9 protein-coding genes and 1 pseudogene are annotated in these 26,015 nt (G+C 68.4%); 6 read left to right on the top strand and 4 right to left on the bottom strand.

The window, feature by feature from the left end; all coding sequences use genetic code 11:
- Positions 1–526 precede the first annotated feature (526 nt).
- The 5 genes from ABD901_RS54545 (at position 527) to ABD901_RS54565 (ending at position 20,781) form a co-directional block, all read left to right on the top strand.
- Positions 527–15,220, top strand: a complete 14,694-nt coding sequence (locus ABD901_RS54545; protein ID WP_345143272.1) for a phospholipase D-like domain-containing protein — start codon at positions 527–529, stop codon at positions 15,218–15,220.
- A 523-nt stretch (positions 15,221–15,743) separates the two neighbouring features.
- Positions 15,744–16,472, top strand: coding sequence for an alpha/beta hydrolase (locus tag ABD901_RS54550; RefSeq protein ID WP_345143275.1), 729 nt, complete (start codon positions 15,744–15,746; stop codon positions 16,470–16,472).
- A 243-nt stretch (positions 16,473–16,715) separates the two neighbouring features.
- Positions 16,716–18,932, top strand: coding sequence for an MMPL family transporter (locus tag ABD901_RS54555; protein WP_345143277.1), 2,217 nt, complete (start codon positions 16,716–16,718; stop codon positions 18,930–18,932).
- Positions 18,929–19,582, top strand: a complete 654-nt coding sequence (locus tag ABD901_RS54560) for an NADPH-dependent F420 reductase (RefSeq protein ID WP_345143280.1) — start codon at positions 18,929–18,931, stop codon at positions 19,580–19,582. Before ABD901_RS54555 ends, ABD901_RS54560 begins: the two co-directional genes overlap by 4 nt.
- 221 nt (positions 19,583–19,803) lie before the next feature.
- The gene (locus ABD901_RS54565; RefSeq protein ID WP_345143282.1) at positions 19,804–20,781 is read left to right on the top strand and encodes a zinc-binding dehydrogenase; all 978 of its coding nucleotides are present in this window, start codon (positions 19,804–19,806) and stop codon (positions 20,779–20,781) included.
- A 533-nt stretch (positions 20,782–21,314) separates the two neighbouring features.
- Here ABD901_RS54565 and ABD901_RS54570 read toward each other — a convergent pair.
- From ABD901_RS54570 to ABD901_RS54585, 4 genes and pseudogenes are all read right to left on the bottom strand, one after another.
- Positions 21,315–21,611 (bottom strand): DUF6262 family protein, encoded by a 297-nt coding sequence (locus ABD901_RS54570; protein WP_345143285.1) that lies wholly within the window; start codon positions 21,609–21,611, stop codon positions 21,315–21,317.
- The gene (locus ABD901_RS54575) at positions 21,608–22,576 is read right to left on the bottom strand and encodes a tyrosine-type recombinase/integrase (RefSeq protein WP_345143287.1); all 969 of its coding nucleotides are present in this window, start codon (positions 22,574–22,576) and stop codon (positions 21,608–21,610) included. The genes ABD901_RS54570 and ABD901_RS54575 overlap by 4 nt, the downstream gene beginning before the upstream one ends.
- Positions 22,577–23,252: 676 nt before the next feature.
- The gene (locus ABD901_RS54580; RefSeq protein WP_345143290.1) at positions 23,253–23,954 is read right to left on the bottom strand and encodes a tyrosine-type recombinase/integrase; all 702 of its coding nucleotides are present in this window, start codon (positions 23,952–23,954) and stop codon (positions 23,253–23,255) included.
- A gap of 5 nt (positions 23,955–23,959) precedes the next feature.
- Positions 23,960–24,315: pseudogene (locus ABD901_RS54585) on the bottom strand (transposase); the annotation flags it as partial.
- A gap of 777 nt (positions 24,316–25,092) precedes the next feature.
- Here ABD901_RS54585 and ABD901_RS54590 point away from each other — a divergent pair.
- A complete protein-coding gene (locus tag ABD901_RS54590) occupies positions 25,093–25,518 on the top strand; it encodes a hypothetical protein (RefSeq protein WP_345143293.1) in 426 nt (141 codons plus the stop codon).
- Positions 25,519–26,015 lie beyond the last annotated feature (497 nt).

Below are 26,015 nucleotides of genomic sequence, written 5' to 3' on the forward strand. Positions count from 1 at the left end.
GGGGTCGGTGGTGGCGGTGAAGTTCCTGCCGATGACCGTTGGGTTGGTGGCGCCGGCGGGTGTTCGGGTGTCCGACGGCAGTGAGTTGGTCGGGCTGACCGGTGCTGATCCGGACCGTCAGCCGGTGTTCCGGGTTGCGGAGGGTGTATCCGAACCGGCGCCAGGAACGTCGGATGCCGGCCGGCAGGCGGCGAGCTACTTCGATCCGTCTGTGCCGGCTGGCCCGACCACACCAATCGCGTCAACCACCCCGACCGAGGCCGGCCAGCCATCGGCCGACGAGTCATCGGCTGGCCCCACAACGCTGAGCCCGACAGTGCCGAACGCACCGGCCGGGCAGGGGAGAACGGCTGGCGGCGCGCCAGCACACAGCGCGCCAGTACACAATGGAACCGGTGCCCACGCGAGCCCTCCGCCGTCGGCGGCCCCCGCAAACCCCACGGGACATGCCCACATCCCCGAATCCCGTGGGTCACGCGATGACCCGACGAGGGATTCGACGTCGGCGGGTGATACCGGCACGGCGATGCAGCTGCGTGCGCGAGCGGAGACGGTACCGCAGGTACGAGATCGACTGCGCCGGTGGCTGGCGGGCATGCGGGACGAACGGGTCTTGTCGACGCTGCCGCGGGAGGATCCGTCGGCGTATCCGGGGAGGTTCGGCCGCGAGACGATCGTGGAGCGGCTGGCGCAATGGTCCGACGAGGTGGGCAAGGCCGCCGACGAGGACCTGGCGGGGCTGCACCGGGACATCCGTGACCTCGCGCTGCAGGTTCACGGGTGGCGGCAGTTGTTCGCCAGGGTTGGGCGCCAACCGACCGCTGGCGCGGCGACGCCGGCACGGCGCGACGAACGGTTCGAGAGGCTTGTGCAGCGAGCGTACGGCCTGCAGTTCCGGGTGAACCGGATCGACGAGCTGGCGGCCTGGCGCCGGCCTGTCGAGGCGACGGACGAGCAGTGGACGATGGATGCGGCCCGGGATGCGTTGTCCGCCAGGGTGGCGTGGTTGGTGGCCGAGCTGATGGCAGCCGAGGGACAGCATCCCGCCATGGGCGTCGATGCGGCCCGGCAGCCCGAGGTCGAGGACGCCGCGGCTCGTCTCACGGACCTGATCGAGGACATTGAACGTCAGGTCACCCGGATGACGCCGATGTGGCAGGAGCCGGAGCACGACGGCGACTGGCGTCCGGCCGAGCGGTATACGCCGGGCCCTCATCTCACGCCGTCTGACGGGTCCCGTCCGGCGTTGGGTACCGAGAGTGTTCGCGCAGTGTCGTCGGAATTCCGCCGGGTGCTACGTGAGGCCGCCCTGGCGGTCCTGCCGGAAGCGGTGCGCGACGCCGCCGATGCGGCGGCCGCGATCGACGAGGCGTTGTCCGAGGACTTGTTGGTCGTCGCCGGTACCGAGTTTGTCAGCGACGGTGTCCTGGTGGAGATCGGTGGTTACGCGGTCCGGCTCGGTGCTGTGCTCGGTGGTTGGCGTCAGGTTTCAGATCCGATCGCGTTCCGCCCGAAGGTGACTGCCAACCGGCGGGACCGGAACGGCCGGGACATCGGTCATATGAAGTTCGTCGATGTGAACGGCAATGCCACGTGGGTGTTTGACCATGAGGTTCCGCACCGCCGGATCGCGTTGGTCCAGGACGCCTCGTATCTGGGGTTGCTGACGCTGGTCCTGCATGAACACGACCAGAACCGCACCACGTTCGACGCCCACGCCGCCGAGCACACCATCAAGGGATCGTCGTACCGGTCGATCGAATACCTGTTCGCCGCTCAGCCGTGGGTCGAGGTGACCATGCCGGACGGCCGTCGGAGTGCCACGGACGATGCTGGTTCCCGCCCGCTGGACTACGTTCCCGACGGTGTACGGCTGCTGGTCTCCCGGGAGGCCACGATTCCGGACACCCCGCATCCGGCCAGCGACACCATGAGGCTCAAGGAACTCAAAGCCAGCCAGCTTCCGCCGGCGGTGGTTTGGGCAGACCCTGGCGCACACTACCGGCCCGTTCAGCCGGCGGGTACGGAGATCCGGCTACCGTTTACCTCGTTCGTCGAGGTTTTGCCTGGTGCTTGGCAGATCCGGCGCGCGGTCGAGGATTACCTCGGCGACGACGTGCGGCCGGGCACGTTGTCCTACCGCCAAGTTGCGTCCGCGCTGCGTCCCGAGGTGCTGCGGACCCGGCTGCGGGAGGGCACCGACGGGCACGGGTATACGGTGGAGCTCGGGCAGATCGTTGGGCAGGCCAGCACCTCGGTGCAGGTGCACTTCCAGCTGAGCAATCCGCAGCCTGTCGTCGTGATGGACCCCTACACCTGGGCCGACGCCTCGCGGACGTACCGTGCGGGATTCAGCGTCGACGAGGCGGCTGAGGACAGCATCGACGTCCCGCCCGGGCCGCTGCTGACGGCGTTCAACCTGGTGTTCAAGTGGGGTCACATCGAACCGTATTTCTTCTTCTGGCCCACGGTCGATGCCGTCGTCGTTCGTCCTGGGCCTTCGGTGGACGTCACGGAATCCTCCGGTGTTCGTTTGACCGGCGAGCCGACCGCGGTGCTGCGGTTCGACCTGAAGATTCGGCTGTCCCGTTCTGACCGGCCGGGCACATTCTCCGACTGGCAGGCGATTCGGGGTGGCGTCCAGGTGCGTGTCCTGCGCGACGATGCGCGGAAATGGCTGACGTTGCCGGACCTGACGATCGACGAGCAGGCCAGGGACCGCCGGCCGGAGCTGCGGATGCCGTATCGGCCGTTCCTGCCACCGATCCTTCAGGTGGCCGATGTCGAGCTGTCGACTGATCCAGGCGTGGACCTGGTGAGCATCACCCTGAACCTGCTGCGGGAGCATTTCCCCGGGACGGTGCCGTTCGCCGACGGCCGGGCCACCCGGTTCAGCGGCGCGGTGGTTCGAGAACTGGCCGACTCTCGGCTGGCTGCGGAGAATCTGGCCGCGGTGCGGGAACGGCTCAGACTGAGCAACTTTCCCGCGATCGCGAGCCGTGCCGCCACTGCCGACGGCTACTCGTTCCGGCTGGTTCGCAAGGATCTCACCGCACGCGCCGGCGACGAGGTCGTGGTCCGCATCCGGGCGGTGCTGCCGTCCCAGAACGACTGGCGTCCGACGTATCGGCGTTGGCTGCCGATGGCCGAGATGGATGCGTTCTTCAGCCACAATACGGACCTCACCCGTGTTGCGCAGACGGTCACCGGTCTGTGGGCCGGAGTCGAACCGGTCGCGGCGGCCACGATGCCGAAACCGTCGGGCCACCACGGCGGAGATCACGGCGGTTCCTCGGCGACGCCACCCGATTCCGCAGCGAAGGAGGCTGTCCGGCGGCTATTGCTGCAGGCGGTCGAGACCAGACCGATCGTGCGTGGGCGGGTCGTTTCGACGCGAAGCCAGGTGAGTGGATTCGAGACCTCCGGGGTACACGGGCTGTCGGTGGACGACGCGGCCGAGTTCGCCCTCGGGGTCACGTTCTTCATCCAGGTCGAGGGGCACCGTCCATTGGTGGCCGCCGGCTTGGAGGACCTTGTCGGCCCGTACATGCCGGGTTCCTACCTTTACGAGCAGGACGGGGTGGACCTGGAGTCTGGTGTCCCGTCGGAAGTCGGGCGCGACAGCAACGCCGCGGGCCCGGCGCTTCGCAAAGTTGTGAAGGCGCCGCCTATCGACGGCATGTACACGGTGCTCGTGCCCAGCGACCTCACCGAGGAACGTGTCGACTGGGACGGTGGTAGGCAGTGGGTACCCCGGTCGGTCGCACGGCTCGTCGATAGCGGCGGCCTGGCCCCGGGTGCCACCGCTCTGGTCGGCGGAACCGGGCAGCCGCTCACGTTCGTACCGACAGCCGCGGTGAGGCTCCCGCGCACGACGATGCTGATGCTGAGCCCCAGTGGCCTGATACAGGCCGCACTGCGGGCATTCGAAGAAGTCGGGGTCACCCAGCTGCCCGCCGCCACCCGTATCGAGCTGGAGACCGTGCTGGCCGCGGAGGTCAACCAGGCGCACCGTCTGCTCGACAGAGCCCAGCAGGTGTGGCGGGGCCAGGTCGGCTCGTTCACCGATGCCAGGGTGAGGCTCCGGTTCGTGGCCGAACAGCTGACCACGGTCGGCCTGGCGGACAGCTACGCCGCGTTCAACGATCTCTGCGCCACAAGTATCGCCGGTCTGGGCAGCGAGACGCTGCGCGGCGGGCTCTTCGCGTTGCGGCTGCGGTTCCCGCTCGATCTCGGCGGGACCACGAAGGCGCCAGCGGGCGAGGAGCGGATCGCGAAACATACCCTGACGCCCCAGCCTCAGTACGCGCACCGCCGGGAGCGCATCACCGGACACGACACGGAGAGCAGCGGTACCACCTCTAGGGGGAACCAGGACATTGGCCTCCAGGTGCTGGCCGAGGTCAGGGGACACTTCGAGGTCAGCGTCGAGACCGTGCCGACATACGCGTTCGTGTCGAGCCGCCGGAATAGCTCGACCGTGACTGTGGCCACGGTCGGGCTCGCCGGTCTCAGCCCGCTCGCGGCGTCGCCGCTGGGTCTGCTCCCGCCGCAATTGATGACGACGCTCGACACCGCCGTCGCGTACGAGCTGCCCGACTTCGTCCGCGACAGCCAAGGCCTCGGTGGCTCCGTTGTGGAAGCACCTGACATCAGCGCGTTCATCAGCGAGATCGTCCAGTCTGTCGAAGACCGATACGGCTCGACGATCAGTGAGGCCCTCGAGGAGGAGCTGGACAAGCTCACGGAGCCGTATACGACCGCGGCGATGCTCGAGATGTTTTTCAGTACGCTGCGTCAGCCTGTCGGCGCCGCCTCCTTCCTCACAGCGTGGCAGCTGCCGGTGCTGCCGGGCAGACGCACCGTCACGGTGGAGATGCGGGCACAGTACGTCCGGGACCAGTTCGAGGGCGTGACGAGGAACGGTCAAGAAATCATGCGGAGCGACTCACAGGAAGAGTCGACCCGAGACCGGGAGAACGTCATCCGGCGGCACACCGTCGACGTCGGACGGTTCTGGTATGTGAATTTCCCGAACAGGCGGGTCAACAGCGTGTGGGCGCAGAACAACTCTACGATGTACGCCCAGACCAACCGGGAAACCTCGCTGGCCACCCTGACCGAGAAGACGGCCGGCACCGTAGCCACTACCCCCGACCACGGCGGTGCAGCCGTCTTCAAGATCTGGCTTGCACTGTCCGCGACAGTACGGGTGGACACCGCGCCGGCCGCGATGGTCGACGCAGCGACGCTCGGCGCCACCCAAACGTCCACGGTGTGGGAGGTCGGCCCGCGGCAACTCGCGGACCCGGCGACGGTGGTGTACGACCCGCGACTACTGGAACCCCTGGATACGCCAGCGCCACCGGACCTCGCCACGGACGTCGACGATCCGCCCACGTCAGCCTCCGCCGCTCGGCCGGGAACGTTGCATCACCCCGTCGGACGACCTCCCGGCGCAACCCGCCCGATCACCTCGGAACCGCCGACCGACCCGCCGATCCGAACGCTGAGCGACGTAGGCGCTTTCCACGAGATAATCCGCGGCACACGTCCGCCAGTCGACCCGAGGGCACTGTCGGACCTGCGGGTCGACAACATCGCCGACCTTGACCGTGTACGGAAGCTGGCGTTCCGGCTGGTTGTGCCGTCCCCGCTGCCGTACACGGGAAGCCGATGGCAGCGACTTACCGCGCTGTGGGACAACTACGTCGCCAATCCGCCGCTCGGCGCGTCGTGGCTGAGGTCACGCGCGTACCAGGAGGACTTCCTGGCCTCCATCATCAACCCGGTCTTCCTGGCCGCTCGGCTGCCGGCCTTGCTGACCGACGGTCTACCGGTGCCCGTGCGGCTGCCCGGACGGTTCTTCAGCACCGACGCGCACCTGGAACTGTTCGCCGAGGTCGTTGCCGTGGATCGCGGTCGGAGCACGGACAATGTGAAGGTCAGGCGTGGCAATGCCCGAGCCGACGAGGTCAGGAACAGCACGGCTGTCACCGCTGGGAGCACGTGGCAACCGTGGCTGAACCTGGACTGGCCGAAGAACGGTGGTGCTGTAGCGGATAACGCCGGCCGCAGCAACGCCGTGGGCGGGCTGCTCGGCCTCGACCTCATCACCCAGCATCAGGACAAGGCGCAGCAGCGCAGCCGTACCAGCTTCGGCCGGACTGACAAGAGCACCGGCTGGTCGTATACGCAGGTACGGCTCCACGTGCGCTGGTCCGTCGGATTGCGGCCGGCCACCTCGCGGTATCTGGCCAACCCACCGCGGCGGGCGATCATCGCGGACACCGTCCAGCAGATCACCGTCTCGATACCGTCGGACCTCGTGCCGCTGCTCAAGAACTTCCCACCGGCACCGGCCTCCCCGCGGCCGCTGCCGTATACGCATGTCGGTACGGGCACGACGCAGCTGAACGCCGACCCGAATACGATCCCGACGGTCCCGCCTACACGCCCTGGCCACCGACCGCCGGCCGCCACACACGAGCCTGCCGGCCAGCCGCCAGCCAGCGACGCCACCCTCCCCGACCCGTCGCCGCCATCCCCCGCACCATCGCGGGCCGCAGCGGCCGTCCAACCGGCCATGGCCGCGCCGAACTCGGGTGATCCGGTCGCACAGCGCGGCGGCGATCCTGACGATCCGGTGAGCCGGACCTCGGGCGATCCGATCGGGCAGCGAGAAGCGGACTCGGCGTCCTACGCGGACACCGGCGCGCCCACCGGCCAGGAGACCGCAGCGCACACGGGTCAGGACGACGGCGCGCGTGCCGGGCAGGAGACGGGCGCGTCGACCGCCGGTGACCGCACGTCGGCCGCGGTCGACGGCCCGGCGACCCGCAACGCCGGGCAGCTCATCGCCGAACGCGCAGGCGTCGGCGCCGAACGGACCACGGACGTGGCCGGCACCACCGACGGCGCGCGCACGACGGATCCTGCGACGACCGACCGCGCGCGCGACAACGACGGTGGGCGCAGTGCCGAAGAGCACCGCAGCGGTGGGCCCCCGCAACACTTCGATGATCTCCAGCGCGAGGACGAGGGCGGTGCCGGACCTGACCTCACCGACGACGGCGTCTACCTGGTGGACTTCAGCGAAGGCGAGAAGACCGTCCGGACCTCGGACGAACCCAAGTTGCAAGACCTGGCGCGCAACATGTCCGTCGAGATTGTCCGCCGATGGCGGGCCGGTGAGCAGGGCTTGCGGATCCGGGTCGAGGGCGGTGGCAACGGCAGTGGCGTCGCCCGGCTGATGCGACCTCGCCGCGCTGGTCGGCAGGCCGGCCTTCGGCGGGCCGAGGCGGTGGTGAAGATCCTGCGGGACAAGCTGCAATACCACTTGTCGCAGCGGTTCGGTGGTCAGTCGGGTCTGAACATCGACAAGATTCTGGACGAGATCCTGGCCGAGCCGCAGTCACGCGGCAACGGCCGGTCACTTGCGCCGAAAGCGCCCTACCCGGACGGTGCGGAAGCTCGGCGGCGCGCTGCGGTGTGGCGTAGCGACGATGGACCGCTGCGACCGATCGGCCTGCGGGATGAGCACGGCATGCAGCTGCACGTTGAAGACCATGACGCGCTGCGTGCGTACATCGATCACGCAGTTCGATCGGGTGAGCACAACCGGGTCAAAGTGTTGTTGCACGAGCTGTCGGCGCTGGGAGTATCCGGCCTCCGTACGACGCTGAGTGCGTACTATGAACAGCTGCGGTGGTCAATAGGGTCGTTGCCCGGCACCTCCAGCGAGCGTCAATCGTCTGAGGCCGCCACACCACCCACCACCGACCGGGTGTCCGTCGGGGCGCCGGTCGTTGAGCAGGGCGCCCGCCACGACGCGAACCACGCATTGGCCGCCGAGCAGGGGGCCGAGGCGATCGACCGGCCGGCATCGCTGCTGTCGCCGGCGGTGTCGTCCGGGCTTGGCCGGCTGTGGTCGGCAGCGGTGGCGGCGAGCGGGGTTGCCGGCGACGCACTGCGACTGTTGGAGGACGTTGAGGCAGCTGGGGGCGAGCTCGGGCTGTGGGCGGGGTACCGGGATGCCACGGGCCGCCAGGATGGTCTGCGGCGTGGCATTGCTGATGCGCAGCAGCGGCTGCGCAACGTTGTACCGGACGGGTGGCTGAGGCAGGGACCTGAACCGGCCGCTGCCGGGCCGGTGCGTGAAGCGGAGGTTGAGGGCGCGGTCGGGGCTGTCGACGCCGCTGTGGCCGAGGCGTTGACGTGGGCTGACGATGTCCTGAGGCGTTGGGCGAAGACCATCACGGACTTGGCGGGGGCGGTGCCGCAGCGGCTGCTGCGGTACACCGAGACGCTGGGCTACCGCGGCGCGAACGAGGCTGGTCTGGTGGCCGCGTTGGACGGTGGTGTGCGGCATGCGAGCACGCTTCTGGGCCGGTCGCCTCGAGAGGTCACCCCGGACGGCGTGGCGTTGATGCGCGACGACGTCCACCGGATGGCCAGCGTCGACGTTTCGGGAGCGATGCGGGAGGCGTGGCCGGCAATTGGGGAGGCCGTCGCCGACCTGGTAGGGCGCGTGCGCGAGGTTCCAGGTCAGGTCGGGCAGGTGCGGGAGCTGCTGGGCGGTCTCGGCGTGGAGCAGGCCGGCCGTATCGGGGCCACGCTCAACGAGGTTGAACAGGCGTTCCAGCACGAGCCGGCAACGGCATGGGACCAGGTTGGCCAACTGTGGGCCGCCGGAACTGTCGGGCCGGTGGAAATGGCACAGGTCGGCCGGGCGCTGTATTACCTCAGCCGCCTGGAAGCCGCCCGCCAAGCAACGAACCACGCATTGACCGCGCCTCAACCATCAGCGCCGCCCCGGGAAGGCGACGGGGCCCAGACGTTGCCTGCTGCCCGGCGCGCACCTGAGCCAATCCCGAGCGCCCACCTCGACCAGGCCAGGACCACCACCAACCCAGCGCTGGACGAGGCACGACCTACCGCAGTCGGCGGGGCGCAGCCGACTGCGTCGGTGTTGCCAGACCAGGAGCCTGCCCGGACGCCGCCACAACCGCCTACGCCTACACCGCCGCTGCCACGGGGGGCGATGACCCCGCCACAGCCACGCGCCAATCCCGCCAGCCCGCACACCGATGACGGTGCTCCGAACACGCCTGACACTCGGGTCAGCCTTGTCGGGCCAGCTGGCGACCCGACAGTCGAGCGGCTAGCGCCGAACGCAACGAGCCCACTGCCGTCCCCGCGCACGCCGCACCTGCCGCCGTCGGCGATGGCGCCGCTGTCTGGGCCAGGCACCAGCCGCGTCCTTCCGTCCACACTGCTCGACCTCGCCACGGTGGAGCAGGCACTGGGCATCGCCCGGGCACTGTCGGAACACTCCGCGCGAGACCGCGGCCCTGCGGCGGTCGCCGGGATCGCGTTGCCCGCACAGGTCACGGTTGCGGGCGCCGGTGGCTTGCAGGTAGGCGGTGCGCCCGACGGTGTCGAGCCGGGACAGCCGGTGCTGCAGAAGGGCGGTGCCGATGCCGTGGCGTTGCCGGGCTGGGGTGACGGCGAGGTGGGCGAGGTAGTCGTGGGGCCAGCCGACCGGGTGATGCCGATCCATGGCCGCGTCGAGGGCGGCGAAACGGTGCTGCCGCAGCAGGGGGCGGATCCTGGGATTCATGTCACGGTGGCGCCTGGGCCGACGCTGGAGCGTTCCGGTCGTTCGGGGTCTGCTGATCCGGGTTCTGTCGAGTTCCGTGAGGATGCCGGGCCTGTCGGGGTTGACTCGGCTGTGCGGAGCGTGGGGTCGCTTGCCGAGCCTGGCACCGTCGGTGGTCTGGGTCTCCCGCCGGTCCAGGACGTTGCGAGGGCTCGGACTCCGGTGCGATATCGGCCGGTCGAGGCGGGTCTGTCGCCGGTGATGTCTTTGGTGCCGGTTGCCAGACACTCGGACGGCAGCTACCTCTTCCGGGTCTACGGTGCTGACGGCGAGCCGCTGCTGGTACCGGAGGTGGCGAACGAGCGGCGCGGGGTCTATCTCAGACGGGTGGACGGCAGCGTCCCGTTCTATCGGCTCTACGGTTCCCCGGATGGGGAGCCGAGCAGCGAGTTGGTGCTGATGCATGCGACGGTTCAGCTGCTACGCCGGGCCGGCTGGTGGGTGCTGCACCCGGCGGGACTGACCGAGTTGGTCTCGCCCGATCTCAGGCGCGAGCTGTACAGGGCAGCCGATGACGCCATCCCAGCCGGACACCTTCCCGAGCTGCCCTCGCCCGAGGTGGTCGACAAGGTCCTCGGGAAGCTTTCGGTCCATTACTACGATTCGTTGATGGAACGTGCGGCCTTGCTCTACCAAGATGGTGTCGCGCCGGCGTTGAGCGTCGACCGGTCGCTGTCGGAGTCGTTCGGCCTGCGGATCACAGCCTTTGTTCTGGACCGTTCCGGCGTTGACGAGGCCACTCGGGTAGCGGAGTGGCTGGCCGAGGCGCTGGCAGTCCGATCGCCGGGGCAGCCGGGTCACCCTGTGCAGGTCCGCAGGCGCGGCGGCGCGCCGCACGGGGAGGTGCGCACCGGCGTTTCCTTGTCCAGCGAAGGAGCTGGACCGAGCGGCCCGCCGGCGACGAACGCGGCGGCAGAGGTCGTGGACGCCGCCCACAGCCGCGGTCCTGGGGCTGTGAGCGCCACCCTGGATGAGCTCGAGGGCAAGTATTTTCCGGAGGGTCCCTCGCTGGGTGTCCGACACCGTGCCGACACCGTGGTCACCACCCATGTCGATGGTGTCGCCTTCTTCGGCGCGATTGCCGACGTGCTCGACACGATGCGCGGTCCGGGCGATCGCCTGTACATCACCTCGTGGAACTTCCACGCGGCAACCCAATTGCGTGGAGGGCCCGATGAACCAACGCTGGGTGAACGGCTCCGGCAGCTGGCCGAGGCCGGGGTGGATGTGCGAGTGATCATCGCGGTTCCGCGGCATTCCCTGAGCCCGTTCGAGAAGCCGCTCTGGCGGTCGGACTTCTGGCGGTGGCCGTACGGTGCAGCGTTGAGGCCGACCGTGTACGCCAATATTGACTCGGTACGGACGCTGCGGGGCCCCGTACGCGGGTTTTCGCCGCTCGCCAATCGGGTGCTCGTGGACTGGGGTGGCGGGCTCGATACGCGGCATGAGAAGGCCACGATCGCCTACAGTGCGGCTACCAAGGAGCTGCATGCGTTCGTTGGGGGACTCGATTACGTGCCGCGGGCATTCGCGCACGAGCGGCATGCGGGGGCTCCCGAGACCAACTACTGGCACGACGCCGGCGTGCAGCTGCAGGGCGGCGCCGCGCACGCAGTGCTCGACAACTTCTGGACCCGCTGGCGTGAGACCGAGACGCTGCCGAATCGGGAGTACTGGCTCAACGGCGCGCGGCAGCTGTTCAACCCCACCGTCGAACCCAGGCCCGAGCAGCTGCACCCGGCGCCTGCACCGCTTCCGGCGAACCCGCCGGCCGGGTCGCACGTGGATGCCGGGATCCGGATCTGGCGCAGCTACGCTCCGCACCGGGTCACCCCCCTGGGTGACTCCCTGCGGCTCGATTGGGACACGCTGCCGAAGAAGGGCATCGTCGAGATCGCCGTCGGCCTGCTCACGGCGATCGCAGCGGCCAGGCGCTATATCTACGTCGAGGACCAGGTCCTCAACCCGAACCTCCTCGGGGAGCACCTCCTCATCTCGCACCGGGTGCTCTTCCCGGCGATCGCCAGTGCAGTTGCGCGAGGCGTCAAGGTGGTGTTGCTGACGCGGGGGACCGGCCTGCCGCGCGGGGGGGCGTTTGCGACTCCAGGCATGTCACCCGAGATTCGGGCAATGATCCTTAACAAACTGACGGTCGCCCAGCGGCGGAACTTCGCGTTGTTCCATCTGCAGAACACCTGGGTCCATTCCAAGCTCTTTCTGATCGATGACGAATTCGTATCCATCGGCTCGGCCAACACTTGGGATCGTTCCATGGACGGCGACGAGAGCGAACTTGCCGCGGCAATCGTGCACCCGGGAGGCTCGGCCTCACTCGTCGCCGACCTACGGGTCAAACTGTGGCGCGAGCACCTGCGCCTACCGCAGAACGAGACGACCGACGCCAACCTGCGCAACCTCGACATCGGCCTGGGCTATTTCCGCGCCACCTGGGGCACGGGATCCGCGTCCGACGTCCCGGACAGCGCCATCAGAGAAATCACGGCCAACGACTCGATGAGCTGGTTCCAGTTCCGCCACGGCGCTGGTTGGCGTGACGCGGCGGCACGACACAAGCTCAAACGGCTGCAGGCACGGGTCGCGGGCCAGCCGACTGAATCGGGGAGCGCGCGCCCGCCGGCCCCCGACCCGGCCGCCTCCGTGCTGCCGCAGCGTTCCGGTGGTTCGGGCCCTGCCGCCTCGGGCCTGGCCCGACTCGACTCCGCTGCCGCGCGGTATTTGTCGTTGCTGTCTCAGGTGAATCCATTGCATGGCGGGAATCCGCTGCTCTCGAAGAATTGTCTGTTGGCGGCCATCGCGGTGGACATGTTCCTGGAGTCGGGCGAGCCGCATCAAGCGGGTGCGTCAGATCTGTCGCCGGAGCAGCATCTGGTGAACTTCGCCGCGGGTCGGCCGCTGCTGTCGGTGCCGGATTACCAGACGGTTGTCCGGGCGTTGGAGGATGCACCGGCCGGTGCCCGTGGCATGCTCGTGGTCAATCAGGCCGATCGCGTCTCGCATGTGTTCGTCGCGGTGCGGGACGAGGACGGTGCGGTGATCCTGGACGGGCAGACCGGCAGCGTGTTTGCCGCGGGGTGGAACGAGAACGGCGCACTGATTCTGGATGGCCGGCCCGGCGGCCGGGCGGTGGTGGACCAGGCCGGTGTGGTGGTCCTGGACGGCCAGTCGCTGTTGCCGCCGCATCCGCAGCGGTTGCGGTTCATCCAGACCGGCCGAATCCCGTTCGCGGTCGAGGGTTCTCATCCGGTGGCGACCGACGACGTTGAGCTGCTGGGGAAAGTCGGTCTGGAGTCCGAAGAGGAGATCGCCGCGTACTTCGTCGGGTCCCTCCCGGCCGACCCTGACTCGATCGGGCCGATCAGCCGCGACCGTTTGTTGACGACTGCCGAAAGTCTGGGGATCGTGGCGTACCGCGGCGTCAAGATCAAGCTGGACGAGCAGGACTTCTTCGAAACGGACGATCGCGGTGTGTACCGGCTGGACGTGGATGCGCCGCCGGGCAGCACCGGGACGTTGAAGGCCTATTTCGTGCCGGAGATCGTGACCGCACCGGCGGGGATTCTGGATGGAGAGACCGGCAGTGTGTCGGAGTCCGACGTGTTCTCCACGCTCGAGGAGGTCTGGGACCGGCTGGGTAGCATCCGCGGTGCGGTCCGGTTGCGCGACGTGCTGCCCGAATCGGAGGGATTCGAGTATCTCGTCCCGTGGGCGGGGGAGCTCACGCTGACGCCGGTGCCGCCGACGTGGACGGATCCGCTCGTGCGGTGGCTTCAGTACACCACCGGGGTACCGGTCAGCGGGCTGTACTCCTTCCTGCAATGGTTGACGGATCAGGACCGCAGCCCATCCGAAGCCGAGCGGCTGTTGTTGCTGGATGGACTGACCTTCGGCGCACAGGTCGCGGCCGACTACGTCGGAATTGACGCCGGGATGGTCGATATATCTGCCGCCATCGACAATGACGTCGCCGCGTTGGCCGGGTTCGCCGCGCTGACCTACACGAACATCGCCGCCCGGCTGAACTGGGAGTTCAGTAGCGGGAAGGGACTCGTGAAGAACTACCTGCTGGCGGCGGCCCGAAATCCCCTGGCGAACATCCGGAAAGCCCTCCCGGCAAACATTCGTGACCATCTCGAACTCCACGCGGACACGATCCACCAACAGCTTCTCGAGGTGTATCTGCAACGGTGGCCTGGCCTTCGCGATAAGTTCGGCCCGGAAGGGTTGCGCAATCTCAGCGACGTGCGGTTCTGGGATGAACCCGCGATCGCGGGCGGGAATGTAGGGAGCTATCTGGACAACGCGCTGATCGCGTCTCCGGCGACCCGCGTCGACCAGGTTCGTGGTCTCGGGATGAACCCGGGTTACGACGAACTGGACAGCGCCGACGGTGTGCCGCTGGTGCTGTTGGAGCTGCGCGATTTCCGCCCGTATCACAACCATGTCATGAACGACTACGCGTCGAGGGAGGCAGTGCGCAGCGCGTTCCGGGAGATCGCAGACCAGTCCCGTGCGGTGTTCGCCGATGTGAAGGCCCGATCCGCCTACCGGATCACGCCGCAGCGGGCCGCGACGGTGCGGGACACGGTCGCGGCGCTGCAACTGCTACCGAGCGTGCCACAGGCGCTGACCGACGCGCTGGTGGGCCTGGTCGCTGACCGTCCCCGGGCTCATCTGCTCCGGATGCGCATCGTCAATGTGCTGTCCGAGCGGCTGCGCGAGCGGCAGCAGGCGGCCGGCTCGGCCGAGGCGACAACCGTCGCCCAGCTGGAGAAGGCGTTGACGGGTCTTCGGGCCTGGCGGCTTACACCCCATCACCAGCTACCCGCACCCGAGCTGGTCCCGTTCGCTGCAGGATCCACGCGATTCTCGAGGGCCTCGTCAGACCGGCTGGCCAACCTGGTTGACAAGATCATCATCGAGGTCGTCGCGGACCGGGGACAGACCGAGGTACACATCGAGGGCGGCAGCCCGGGTGGGCGAGGCGGCGAGGCACAGCCGGGAGCGATGGGCACAGCGCGGGCGCGGGCCGTCCACAACTTCATGGTGTCGAAGATCCGCCGCCGACTGGCCGATCGAGGGCTGGACCAGGACACGGTGAAGGTACGGATGCACAGCCGAGGCAGCGAACCGTCCGCCGCGCCAGGCGTGCGGCTGGCCAGCACGCGCGATCAGCGCGCGGTCACCATCTGGGTCCAGGAAGCACTCGCCGATCCCAATGCGGAGCGGCCCGTCCCGAGTGCGGTCAACGAGCTGACGTACACGCCGCAGCAGTCCCGCACCGGCAACCGCTATCGGCGGCTGCCCCCCGGCCGCCGCGGCCTCAACCCGGCAACGACGGTAACGGCGGCTGGTGCCCGACAGCATGCCGGCGTTGCTGCGGTGGGCGGGCAGGCGAGGGTATCGACTGTTCGGCCGCCATTGCCGTATGCGCATATGGGTGCGGGTTCGGTGTTGCCGGGCAGGGCGGCGGGCGTCGGCGATGCGGCCGAGCCGGCGTCGCCGGTGGAGTCCGACGCTGCGACCGATTGGTGGGCGTAATACCACCAGATCTTGGCCGCTCGGCACTGGGCGAGTGTCCGAACATTTCCCGCGCGACGGTCGTAGCAGCGAAGCACGGGACGGGGGCGGGGACATCGCGTGTTCAGGTGACAGCAGCTCGGCCGCGCACGGGCGGGTAAGACCGGCCCGGCCCGGCGCATCGCACAGCGCCCGTCGAAGCGGTGGCAGCGAGCAGTGGACCGGCTCGGCCGCGCGCACGCCGGGGTGGCGAACCTGCGCTGCGACGGGCTGCACAGTCCGGGCGTTCAGTTGGGTCAACGTGCAACTGGGCGAATCAGCGAACGGATGCCGATGCCCCGACAACGAGTGGGCCGCACCGGACGAGATGGAGCCGATCGGCGCACCCGCTCTCGTATCTCATCTGGTGATGCCCGGCATCGCCTCTGGCGTCGCACGCAGTCGATCGTCTCACTGATTTGTGCGATGTGGGCCGTCGCCCGTCCGTGGTTGTGTCAAGGCCGATCAGCGTGGCATGTCACGACAGCGAAGATTGGACGGTTTCATGGCCGACGTACAGAGCTATCCGACTGTAGTACTGGTTCACGGCGCGTTCGCCGACGCCTCCGGGTTCGCCGGTGTGATCCGCGAACTCGAGGCCTCCGGAATCACCACGCTGGCCCCGGCGAACCCGCTGCGCGGCTTGAGTATCGACGCCGACTACGTCAAGGCGTACGTTGCCGCGATTGAGGGACCCGTCGTCCTGGTCGGCCACTCGTACGGCGGCGCGGTCGTCACCCAGGCGTCCGCGGATCTGGACAACGTCACCGGCCTGGTCTACCTCGCCGCCTGGGGGCTCGACGAGGGCGAGAGGTTCGTCGATGCGGTGGCACCATTCCCTCCGTCGATGCTGGCGTCCACCTCCCAGCCGACCAACTACCCGGCCGGCGGTGGCACCCCTGAAGGACCCGACCTCTACATCGACCGCAAGCTGTTCCGTGAGACCTTCTGCGCCGATGTACCGGTGGACGTGGCCGACGTGATGGCCGCCACCCAGCGGCCGATCGCGGCCGCCGCGCTGAGCGAGCCGTGCACGGCGGCGGGATGGAAGACCCGGCCGTCCTGGTTCCTGGTCTCGGCCAACGACAATGCCATCAGCCCGGAGGCCGAGACGTTCATGGCGAAGCGGATGGGTGCGACCACCGAGGTCATCGATGGCTCCCACGTCGCCTTCATCGCCAAGCCGGTCGAGGTCGCGGACTTCATCAAGAAGGCCCTGTCCGCGACGCCGTGACCGCCGATTGTGGGTAGCGGTCACGGGCAGATCGGGTGGGGCCCCATGCGGCGGCCCCACCCGATCTGTCTCGGCGGGCCGGGAGCCGCCCGCGGCGCGGGCACGTCCCGGCGCAAGCCCTGTAGGCGTCGGTCCAGTCCGGACGAGCGCGAACATCCACGCGACAGTAGGGGTTTGAACGTGGCTGGACGGTTGTACACACTGGGCCGGTGGGCGGCGCGCCGCCGTGGCTGGGTCGTCTCGATGTGGTTGCTGCTGCTGGTGGTGATCGGCGGGCTCGGCGTCGTCAAGCCAGCGACCTTCACCACCGAATTCTCGGTACCGGGGATCGAATCGCAACAGGCACGAGACTTGTTGGCGGCACAGTTCCCGGCGGCCGCGGGCGGGGTCGCTCGAATCGTCTTCGCCGCACCCGCGGGTACGGCCCTGACCGACCCTGCTGAGCAGGCGGCGATCGTGGCAAGTCTGCGCCGCGCGGCCACGGTACCCGGGGTGATCAGTGTGTCCGATCCGGTCCGGACCGGCACGGTTTCGGCCGACGGCGCGATTGCCTTCGCGGACGTGCGGTTCCAGCAGGCGCCGGACGACGTGCCGCAGTCGGCCGTTGACGCGCTGGCCGCCGCCGTCCGCCCCGCTCGCGAGGCGGGGGTCCAGGTCGAGTTCGGTGGCACCGCGGAACAGGCCAGAACCCGGGTCAGTGGTCCGAACGAGGCTGCAGGCTTGGTCGTTGCGCTCGTCGTTCTCGCAGTCGCGACGGGTTCCTTGCTCGCGGCCGGTGTGCCGTTGCTGACCGCCCTCGCCGGAGTGCTGGTTGCCGTGCCGGCGATCGGTCTGGTAGCCCATGTCGTGGATATGACCAACACGGCCACGGTGCTCGCGCTGATGGTCGGGCTGGCGGTCGGGATCGACTACGCCCTGTTCATCATCAACCGGCATCGCGAGCAACTCGCCGATCCGGCAACGGATGTGGCGGACTCGATCGGCCGGGCCACCGCCACCGCCGGCAATGCCGTCACCTTCGCCGGCGTCACGGTCACCGTCGCGCTGGCCGGTTTGGCGGTCACCGGCGTCCCGTTCCTGACGATCATGGGTCTGGCTGCGGCGGGCGCCGTCCTTATCGCTGTGCTCATTGCGCTGACGCTGCTACCGGCGCTGCTGAGCTTCGCAGGCGAACGAATCCGGCCCCGGTCCCGCCGCCACGCTCACCGTCTCACCCGGCACCGTCCCAGGCCTGGCGCCGGAAGCCTCGCGTGGGCGCGCCTGGTCACGCGTGCGCCGGTCGCGGTTGTGTGCGTCGGTGTCGTCGGCTTGGCCGCCCTGGCTCTGCCGCTCGGTCATCTGCGCCTCGGCCTGCCCAGCAATGAGGCCCAGCCGACCGACAGTACCCAACACCGCGGGTACGACCTGCTTACCCGTGGTTTCGGACCGGGATTCAACGCCGCTATCACCGTCGTCGTTGACACCACCGCAGTCCCGCCGGCCCAGCGCACCGCGTTGCTGGACCAGCTCACCGCAAGGCTGCGGATCGATCCCGGCATCGTAGCCGTCACCGCGCCCGTGGGCAGCCCCGACCGCGGGCTCGCCGCAATCAACGTCATCCCCCGGACCGGCCCCGATGACCAGGCCACCACCGACCTGGTGCACAGGCTGCGCGACCAGGACGAACAGGCCATACGCCAGGCCGGTGGGACGATGTACGTCGCCGGCAGTACCGCTGGCGCCATCGACGTCTCCGCCAAACTGCTCCGCACGCTGCCCGGCTTTCTGGCCGTCATCGTGGTGCTCGCGGTGCTTCTGCTGACCGCGGCGTTCCGGTCCGCGCTCATCCCGCTGACGGCCGTGCTCGGGTTCCTGCTGTCGACGGCGGCCAGCCTCGGCGTGGTGATCTGGGTCTTCCAGGACGGCCATCTCCGTCTCGCGTTCCAGGTAGCCGCCGCCGCGCCGGTGATCAGTTTCCTTCCCGTGCTGCTCATCGGGGTGCTGTTCGGACTCGCCATGGACTATGAGGTCTTCCTCGTCAGCCGGATGCGGGAACGCTACGAGCAGACAGGGGACGCCGCGGACGCCGTCACCTTCGGCGTCGCGCGAAGCGGGCGGGTGGTCTGCGCCGCCGCGCTCATCATGGCCGCGGTCTTCGGCAGCTTCGTCTTCATCGGCGACCCGATCGTCAAGTCGGTCGGCTTCGCGTTGGCGGTCGGGGTGCTCCTCGACGCCTTCGTCGTCCGGATGACCATTGTCCCCGCCGTGATGGCAATGCTGGGACGCCATGCCTGGCGCTTGCCCCGTTGGCTCGACCGGGTCCTACCGGCGATCGACATCGAGGGGTCGGCGCTGCCCGGAACACTGAGGTCGACCACGCCCAGTGAACCTGTGCGGGCAGGCTCAACGGGTCGCGTACTGCAGCCATCCGGGCCAGTGAGCTCGACTGCGACTGACTCGATGCGAGAGGACATGCAATGAACATCCGGAACACGATCGGGGTCATTGGCTCGGGTCCGATCGGCAGGGGCATCGCGACGCTGCTGAGCCGATCGGACTACTCCGTCACCCTGGGCACGCGGAACCCGAGCGCGGCGAAGCTGCGGGACCTGCCCGCCGAGGTGGCCGTCGGGAGTTTCGCCGACGCCGCTGACCAGGAGACGATCGTGCTCTCCGTCGTTCACGGAGTGGCTCGGGACCTGGTCGCCGGAGTACGAGCCCGACTTGCCGGTAAGGTCGTCATCGACACGATGAACGCCTGGATCCGGGCCGATTACGTGGCGGCCGGCCTGTCGGAGCAGTTGACGGAAGGGTCCTGGCTCGCGGCGCAGTTACCTGAGTCGAGTGTTGCGCGGGCGTACTCCCACATCGATTGGGATCTCCTCGTCCCGCGCGCCACCCAACAACCTGGTGTCTGGGCGGCCGCCTACGCAGCCGATGACCCGGGAACCAGAGCAGTGACCGAGCGAGTGATCCACGACAGCGGATACGTGCCCGTGTTGGTCGGCAAGCTGGCTGAGTCGGCACCGCTCGACGTCGGTGGCCTGCTCTGGGCGCGCATGTTCAAGCCCGAGCACATGATCGCGCTCCTCGGCGCAGACGAAGCCTCACGCAATGGCCGCCACTTCTGATCGAGACGGTCAACGCGCGGACCGGCAGGTCAGGCGGTTTGCGCCGCCGGACGGTGGGTGGCATCCGCCGCGGAACACCTCGATCGGCTCCGGCTCGACGCGCCAGCCCTGGTTCTCGCGGACGAGATGAAGGTATCGGGGGAACGCGGTGCGGGTTGACGGCGCCGCTTCGGTATTGCAGCCGGTCCTGGATGCGTGGACGAAAGGAAGGATGTCGAACCATGCAAGCAGTCGTCTTCACCGGTGCGGGCGGTAACGAGGTTGTCCAGCTCGTGGAGCGGCCCGACCCGGTCCCGACCGGAAACGACGTTCGGGTCCTGGTCCGGTACGCCGGGCTGAATCCTTCGGATGCTCAGCAGCGCGCGGGACGGTATCCCGCGCCTGCGGGAAGTCCCGCCGACATACCGGGACTGGAAGTGTCGGGCATCGTCGATGCCGCCGGCGATGCGGTGACGATGTGGTCTCCCGGCGATCGGGTGTTCGGGATCGTGGGTGGCGGCGGTCTCGCCGACCGGGTCGTCGTCAACGAGCGGCATCTGGCTCGCGTGCCGGAATCGCTGTCAGACGCCGAGGCCGCGGCCGTGCCCCAGGTGTACATGACTGCCCACGACGCGATCCGGTCTCAGGCCGAGCTTCAGGCGGGTGAGACCCTGCTGGTCCACGGTGCGGCGGGTGGCGTCGGGAGCGCTGCCGTGCAGATCGGGCTTGCGGTAGGGGCCCGGGTTGTCGGCGTGGCGCGTAGCGAATCGTCGTGCCGGGCGGTGAAGGCGTTCGGCGCGGAGGTCGTCCACGACGCCGACTTCGCGGCGGGGGTCGCCGGGCTTACCGGCGGTCGAGGTGCCGATGTCATCCTCGAACTGGTTGGCGCTCCGCACTTTCCCGCGAACCTCGACGCGGTCGCCGTACGCGGGCGGATCATTGTGGTGGGAGTCGGTGGAGGCAGTGGGGCCCAGATTCCACTGCTGCGGCTGATGCAGAAGCGGATACGCGTGCAGGGAACCGTCCTGCGTGCCCGGACCATCGAGCAGAAGGCGGAGGTGGTCCGCGGCTTCGAGCGAGAGGTCCTACCCATCCTGGCCAGTGGGCGGGTCCGACCGGTCATCGACCAGATTTTTCCTGCGAGGCGGGTGGCGTCGGCGTTCGACCGTCTCGAGGGGCCCGGCAAGTTCGGCAAGGTGCTTCTTGACTTCGTGTCCTGACCGCCGATCTGCCTGCTGAGCGTCGCGGAGGGGTTCGGCAGAAACCGTCGTGGATCGGTTGACCGCAGGTTGCTACGACACAGGATCCTGCTCGCATGAGCGCTGAGACCACGACCGTCGTTGCGCCAGAGCCGTTCTTCGTACACTCCCGCTGGCAGGGGGCGTGTTGTTTCCGGGGAGTGTGTAGCGGGCCACGGTTCGTGGATGAGATGGTGGGCTTGACCCGATTCGACGACAGGGTCGATGTGCCGATCTTCACGCTACCTTGAGCGCGGGTAGCAGCTGGACGTTGGTGCCGTTTTCGTAGGCGACTGGGCTTCGGTAGCCGAGGCTGGAGTGCCGGCGGCGGGTGTTGACCAGCCTTCGGTGTACTCGAATATCGCCTGCCGGGCGGCAGTGCGAATGGGCCAGGCCTGCCGGTGGATGAGTTCGGTCTTGATCGTGGCGAAGAACGACTCGGCGACCGTGTTGTCCCAGCATTAACCGGCTAACGGGCCGGGTTTCCGGCGCTGACCGGTTAATTTAATGCTTCGTCACGGCGTTCGTTTTCCGATTTGGCGGAGTTGTTCTTCATGATGGCGGACGCGGCTGACGACGGCTTCGAGGGCGGTCCGCAGCATCGCGATGTCGGCGGCCAGGTCGGTGAGAGTTCCGGCGCGTGCGGTGCGGTGGCGGTGTTCCTCGATGAGGGCGTGCAGTGTCGGGTTGCGGTAGAGGGTGGTTCGGCTGAGGCCGCTGCGCGCGGCGACCTGGGTGAAGGTGACCGGTTGTTGGTCGGCGAGGAGTTCGGTGCAGGCTTGTTCGACTCGGCGGATGGCGTCGGTGGTCATCCGGCTTGGGCCTGGTCGATGAGGGCGTCGAGCCGGGCGATGAGCTTGTGGTGGCGTGCGGCTTCGCTGATCCAGCCGCGTTCCTCGGCGTCTTGGGCGAGGGCGTGGGCGTCGACGCGTTGGGCGGCAAGCACGGGCAGGGAGTTGGCATCGGCGTGGAAGCTGGGGCAGTGTTCGCAGATGTTGGCGTAGGTGCAGGCGCCCTGGGCTGGTGCGCGGAGGCAGAATCCGCCGGCGAGTCGGGATTTGATCAACGGTGTGGTCTTCCAGTCCGCGCCTCGGGTGATGTCGGCCAGGGGCAGGCTGGTCCGGGCGGTCGCCGGGATGCTGGCGCGCAGTTTGGCCAGGGTCAGCGCGCGTTCGTATTCCTCGCGGATGGTGGTGTCGAAGAGGCGCCCGTAGCGCAGGCTCATCTCTGCGGAGACGTGGCCGAGCAACGCCATCAGGGCTTGCCGTGATACTGCGGCGTTGGCCAGTGCGGTGGCGGAGGCGTGACGGAGCTGGCGGGGTGTCGGATGTCCGAGGCCGGCGGTGTCGGCGGCCCGTTGCAGTTCGTCGCGTACGGCGTTTTGGGACAGGCGCCGCCCGTGGTGGGTGAACAGGAACTGCGCCGGGCGTCGGTATCGCGGGTGCGGCAGCGGTTGTCCTGGGGAACGGATCTCGATGATGTGGTCGATGAGTTCGAGGATGTTCTCGTCGAGCGGGACCATGCGTTCGGATTCGAGTTTGCCGAGCGGGACTTTCAGCCATGCGCCTTGTTCGGGTACTTCGTGGACGCAGTCGAGTTCCAGGTCGAGGAGTTCACCGATGCGTAGTCCGCAGGAGCGTTGCAGCCGCAGCGCGCAGGCGGCCAGTTCGTTGCCGGGGCTGGGCCGTTGCAGTTCCTCGGCGAGTCGCCGGTCGGCGTCGATGGGTAGGTAGCGGGGCAGGACTCTGCGGAGTTTGGGGATGTCGTCGCGTAACACCAGCCGTCGGGTCGGGGCGTCGGGCCAGCCCCACTCGGTGATGTCGGTGAGGAACCCTGCCAGCGCGAGGACGCGGCGGGAGCGTTCAGCGACGGAGATGACCTCGTTGGTCTTGGTGTTGACGGCGTCGACTTGTGCGGACAGGTAGGGCTCGCCCCGAAGTGCGTCAGTCGGGTGGCCAGGCAGGGGACCGTCTTCGGCGCGCAGGTCACTCGCTTGCGTTCGAGGTAGGCGACCAGCGCCGTGCGGATGGGTGGGATTACCGCATCGAGCCGGTCGGTGAAGGCGATCGCACCCGTGCGGCCGGGTGGGGGCGGCAGGATCTGCAGGTGGAACAGGACCCGGCGGGTGTTGCTCAGTACGGCCTCGTAGTGTCGCCGGCCCTTGCCGGTGCGTTGTTCCCGTTCGGCGCAGGCGGCGGCGAAGTCGTCGAGGTCTTGCGTGGTGAGCCGGTTCAGCGGCCGGCCGGTCTGGATCAGCAGACGGGCGGGGATTTGGGAGGCGTTGGCGAGCCGGACGCGTTCGCTGAAGCCCAGCTGCGCCGCGGCTGCCAGGAAGACGGCCAGGTCGGCTCCGACCGTGTAGCCTTCGACCTCCCGCCAGATGCTGGAGAACTTCCGCTCCAGCAGATAGTCGTAGCCAGGCCGCAGACCGCCGTGCAGGATCAGGAACGTGATCAGGGGGCCGGGTCGCACCGTTGGCCGTCAACCGGACCGTCAAGGGCTCGGCCGCCCACGTAGCGGGGTCCGGCCATCTGGTGAAGAATGTGCGCGCCGCCGTCCAGTACGCTGTGTTCCCGCGACCGGTCCGTTCCAGATACTCCACATAGGACGTGTGAAGGTCGTGGCTGCCGTGACCGGGCACAGATGCGCTCACGAGCGGCGTCGAACTCGCCTTTCACGTGAGCAGGAGCGAGATGGATGTAACGGGCGCTGGTGTCGACGTGAGCATGCCCAAGCAACGCCTGCATCACCGCCAGATCAACCCCGGCCTCGGCAAGGGCAGTCCCGAAGGTGTGCCGCAACGCGTGCGGATGCCCGGCACCGATCCCGGAGATCCCACGGTGGTAGCGGAAGACCGTGCGGAGTCCCGCCGCCGTCACCGGCTGCCCACGGTTCGGGCCCTTGGCCACGATGAACACGTTGGTACTGCTCGTTTCCGGGCGCTCGGCCAGCAGATGCACCTGGATCACCGAGGCGACATCGCCATCCAGCGGCACCCGGCGTTCCCGGTTGGCCTTGCCCACCACCTGCAGCCAACGCCCGCCGATGTCGACATCGGCGATCCTCAACGCGAGGACCTCACACGAGCGCAACCCGCAATACAGCATCAGCCCGGCGAGCGCCCGGTCCCGCCACGTCTGAAAACTGCCCGGCAACTCAGTCGCTTGTGGTTGCGCACAATCTGCGGCTCGAACGTGCCGGCCCGGTCCCGGGGGCACGTCGATCTGCACCGGACGGGTTTCGGTCAGGACCGGTCTTGGACCTGGTGCCGTTGCGGACATTCCCTGCCCCGGCGCCAGCCGGGTCACGCTTCTCGTAGCCGAGGTGCTCAGTCATTTTCTCGTTGAGCGCGGTCTCCAACACCGTCTTGGTCAGCTGCTTGAGCAGCCCGTCCGGGCCGGTCAACGACAGGCGCTGCTCTTGGGCCAACCGGACCAGCTCCGCGGCGGCTTCCGCCTCTGCCGACAGCTTCGGCTGCTGCTTCTTCGGGGTCACATCGTTCAGTGTCGCGGTCATCACGGCGCCCTCCTCGCCGGGCACCACGCCCGGCGGGTCAGGCCGGAAACACCGTTAGATCCACAGTCCCTCGCGCGCCGTGCCCGGCAGAAACCGTCGTGGATCGGTTGAACCGGGGTGCTTTCGGGTCCGTTGTGTGGGCGTGACCGTCCCGGTTGTCGCGGAGATGTTTTGGCTCGTCGTCTACCGACAGGGTCAGCGGTTCGACGTTGCCGTCCCCATCGATGTGGTGGTGGGGCGGCCGGATGCCGGCGTTGCTGGGCCACGGCGCTGGTGGGCTTGGCCGGGCCGGTCGGGACCGGTGGCGTCGTGGCGGGGCGGTTCTGGAGGGCGAGGCGCTCGCGGACGAGGGTCTGTGCGTCGCCGATTGTGGTCGGTACGACGGAGACGTGGCGGGCGTTCTTCGGTGGTCGGACCGGATCCCGCCGGCGCGTTGGGGCAATCTAGCCGAGGCCGCCGCCGCGGTCCGTGGGTCGGCTGGCCGCCCTCATCGCAGTGGCTTTCCCTCGTCTTCCTCAGCTGTTCTTCGCAGCTCGCCGAGCATTCCGCATCGAGAGTGCCGTAAGGCCAGGTCGTGGGCTGCCTCGCGATGGTCATTGTCGCTGCCTGTGGGGTGCTGTCGCGATGAGCGCTGCGCCACGAGCACCTCGAGTCGGTCGATGTGACTGCAGGCGGGCCGATACAGAAGCAATTGCCCTATTATGTAGGCCTTCATACCTACTAGTTCGAAGACGGCGCGGAGACAGCGCGTCACCCTATTGGAGGACAGTCATGCCCATGATCGACGTCTACGCCGCGGCCGGAACGTTTGCCGACCAGCACAAGCTCGCGGTGGACCTTGCGACAGCAGTCATGACGATCGAGCAGGTGCCGAATATCCCGATGTTCCGCAAGAATACGGCCGCCTTTGTGCACGACCTGCCCGCGGGCTCACTGTCGAACGTGGACGGCGACGGTACATATGTCCGCGTCCAGGTACTCACGAACGCCGGCGCCCTCGATCGGGGCAAGCAGCTCGAGGTCGTGAAGCAGCTGACGGAGATTATCGCAACGGCAGCCGAAGATCCGTCTCTGGTCGAGCGGACCTGGGTGCTGCTGACCGAGGCGCCCGAGGGCGGCTGGGGGCTGAAGGGCCACGCCAACACCAACGCCGAACTCGTCGCCGCGGCTCGCGCGGAGATCGCGAGCCTGGGTCAGAGCTGACGTCGGCAGGCACGTCGACGGTGGCGGTCGGCGTCCCACGCTCTTGAATCAACGATTCTCGACGGGGTCGAGCGGACGTCGACTCAACTCTGACGGCAGGTACCGGGGAATGCCCCAGGTGCTCGTGGTGAAGACGGCAGCCATGGTGGCGGACCCTGCGCTGAACGCGGTGCGGTGAGCGACGAACGGCAGCAGCGGGAGCGAGGTGAGTTACGGCTCGCGGATCACGGCGTGACGGGTCACGCCGGCGCATCCATCTTTGGGTCTGGGCGCAGCGCGGCGCTGAAGGCTCGGGCGACAACGGTAAGGGTGACGTGGTGGTGCGCGAGCGGCCCTCGAGGCTTGTCCAAGCGGGGCCGGCTTTGGCACCGGCAGCACCGTTCCATGGGGAGGCGATGGTGGACGTGGATATGTGGACCGGTGACGATGCGTCGGTTCGGGTGACGGCATGGACGTCGGGCTTTGCCGTGCGGCGGGATCGGCCGCATGGCACCCAT

This window comes from Dactylosporangium darangshiense, from assembly GCF_039537565.1.
Taxonomy (GTDB): domain Bacteria; phylum Actinomycetota; class Actinomycetes; order Mycobacteriales; family Micromonosporaceae; genus Dactylosporangium; species Dactylosporangium darangshiense.

What these genes read in the sequence shown, in the direction of transcription:
- ABD901_RS54560 (WP_345143280.1), top strand. Translation starts at nt 18,929, where the DNA reads ATGAACATCCGGAACACGATCGGGGTCATTGGCTCGGGTCCGATCGGC.
- ABD901_RS54550 (WP_345143275.1), top strand. Translation starts at nt 15,744, where the DNA reads ATGGCCGACGTACAGAGCTATCCGACTGTAGTACTGGTTCACGGCGCG.
- ABD901_RS54555 (WP_345143277.1), top strand. Translation starts at nt 16,716, where the DNA reads ATGTGGTTGCTGCTGCTGGTGGTGATCGGCGGGCTCGGCGTCGTCAAG.
- ABD901_RS54590 (WP_345143293.1), top strand. Translation starts at nt 25,093, where the DNA reads ATGATCGACGTCTACGCCGCGGCCGGAACGTTTGCCGACCAGCACAAG.
- ABD901_RS54565 (WP_345143282.1), top strand. Translation starts at nt 19,804, where the DNA reads ATGCAAGCAGTCGTCTTCACCGGTGCGGGCGGTAACGAGGTTGTCCAG.
- ABD901_RS54545 (WP_345143272.1), top strand. Translation starts at nt 527, where the DNA reads ATGCAGCTGCGTGCGCGAGCGGAGACGGTACCGCAGGTACGAGATCGA.
- ABD901_RS54570 (WP_345143285.1), bottom strand. Translation starts at nt 21,611, where the DNA reads ATGACCACCGACGCCATCCGCCGAGTCGAACAAGCCTGCACCGAACTC.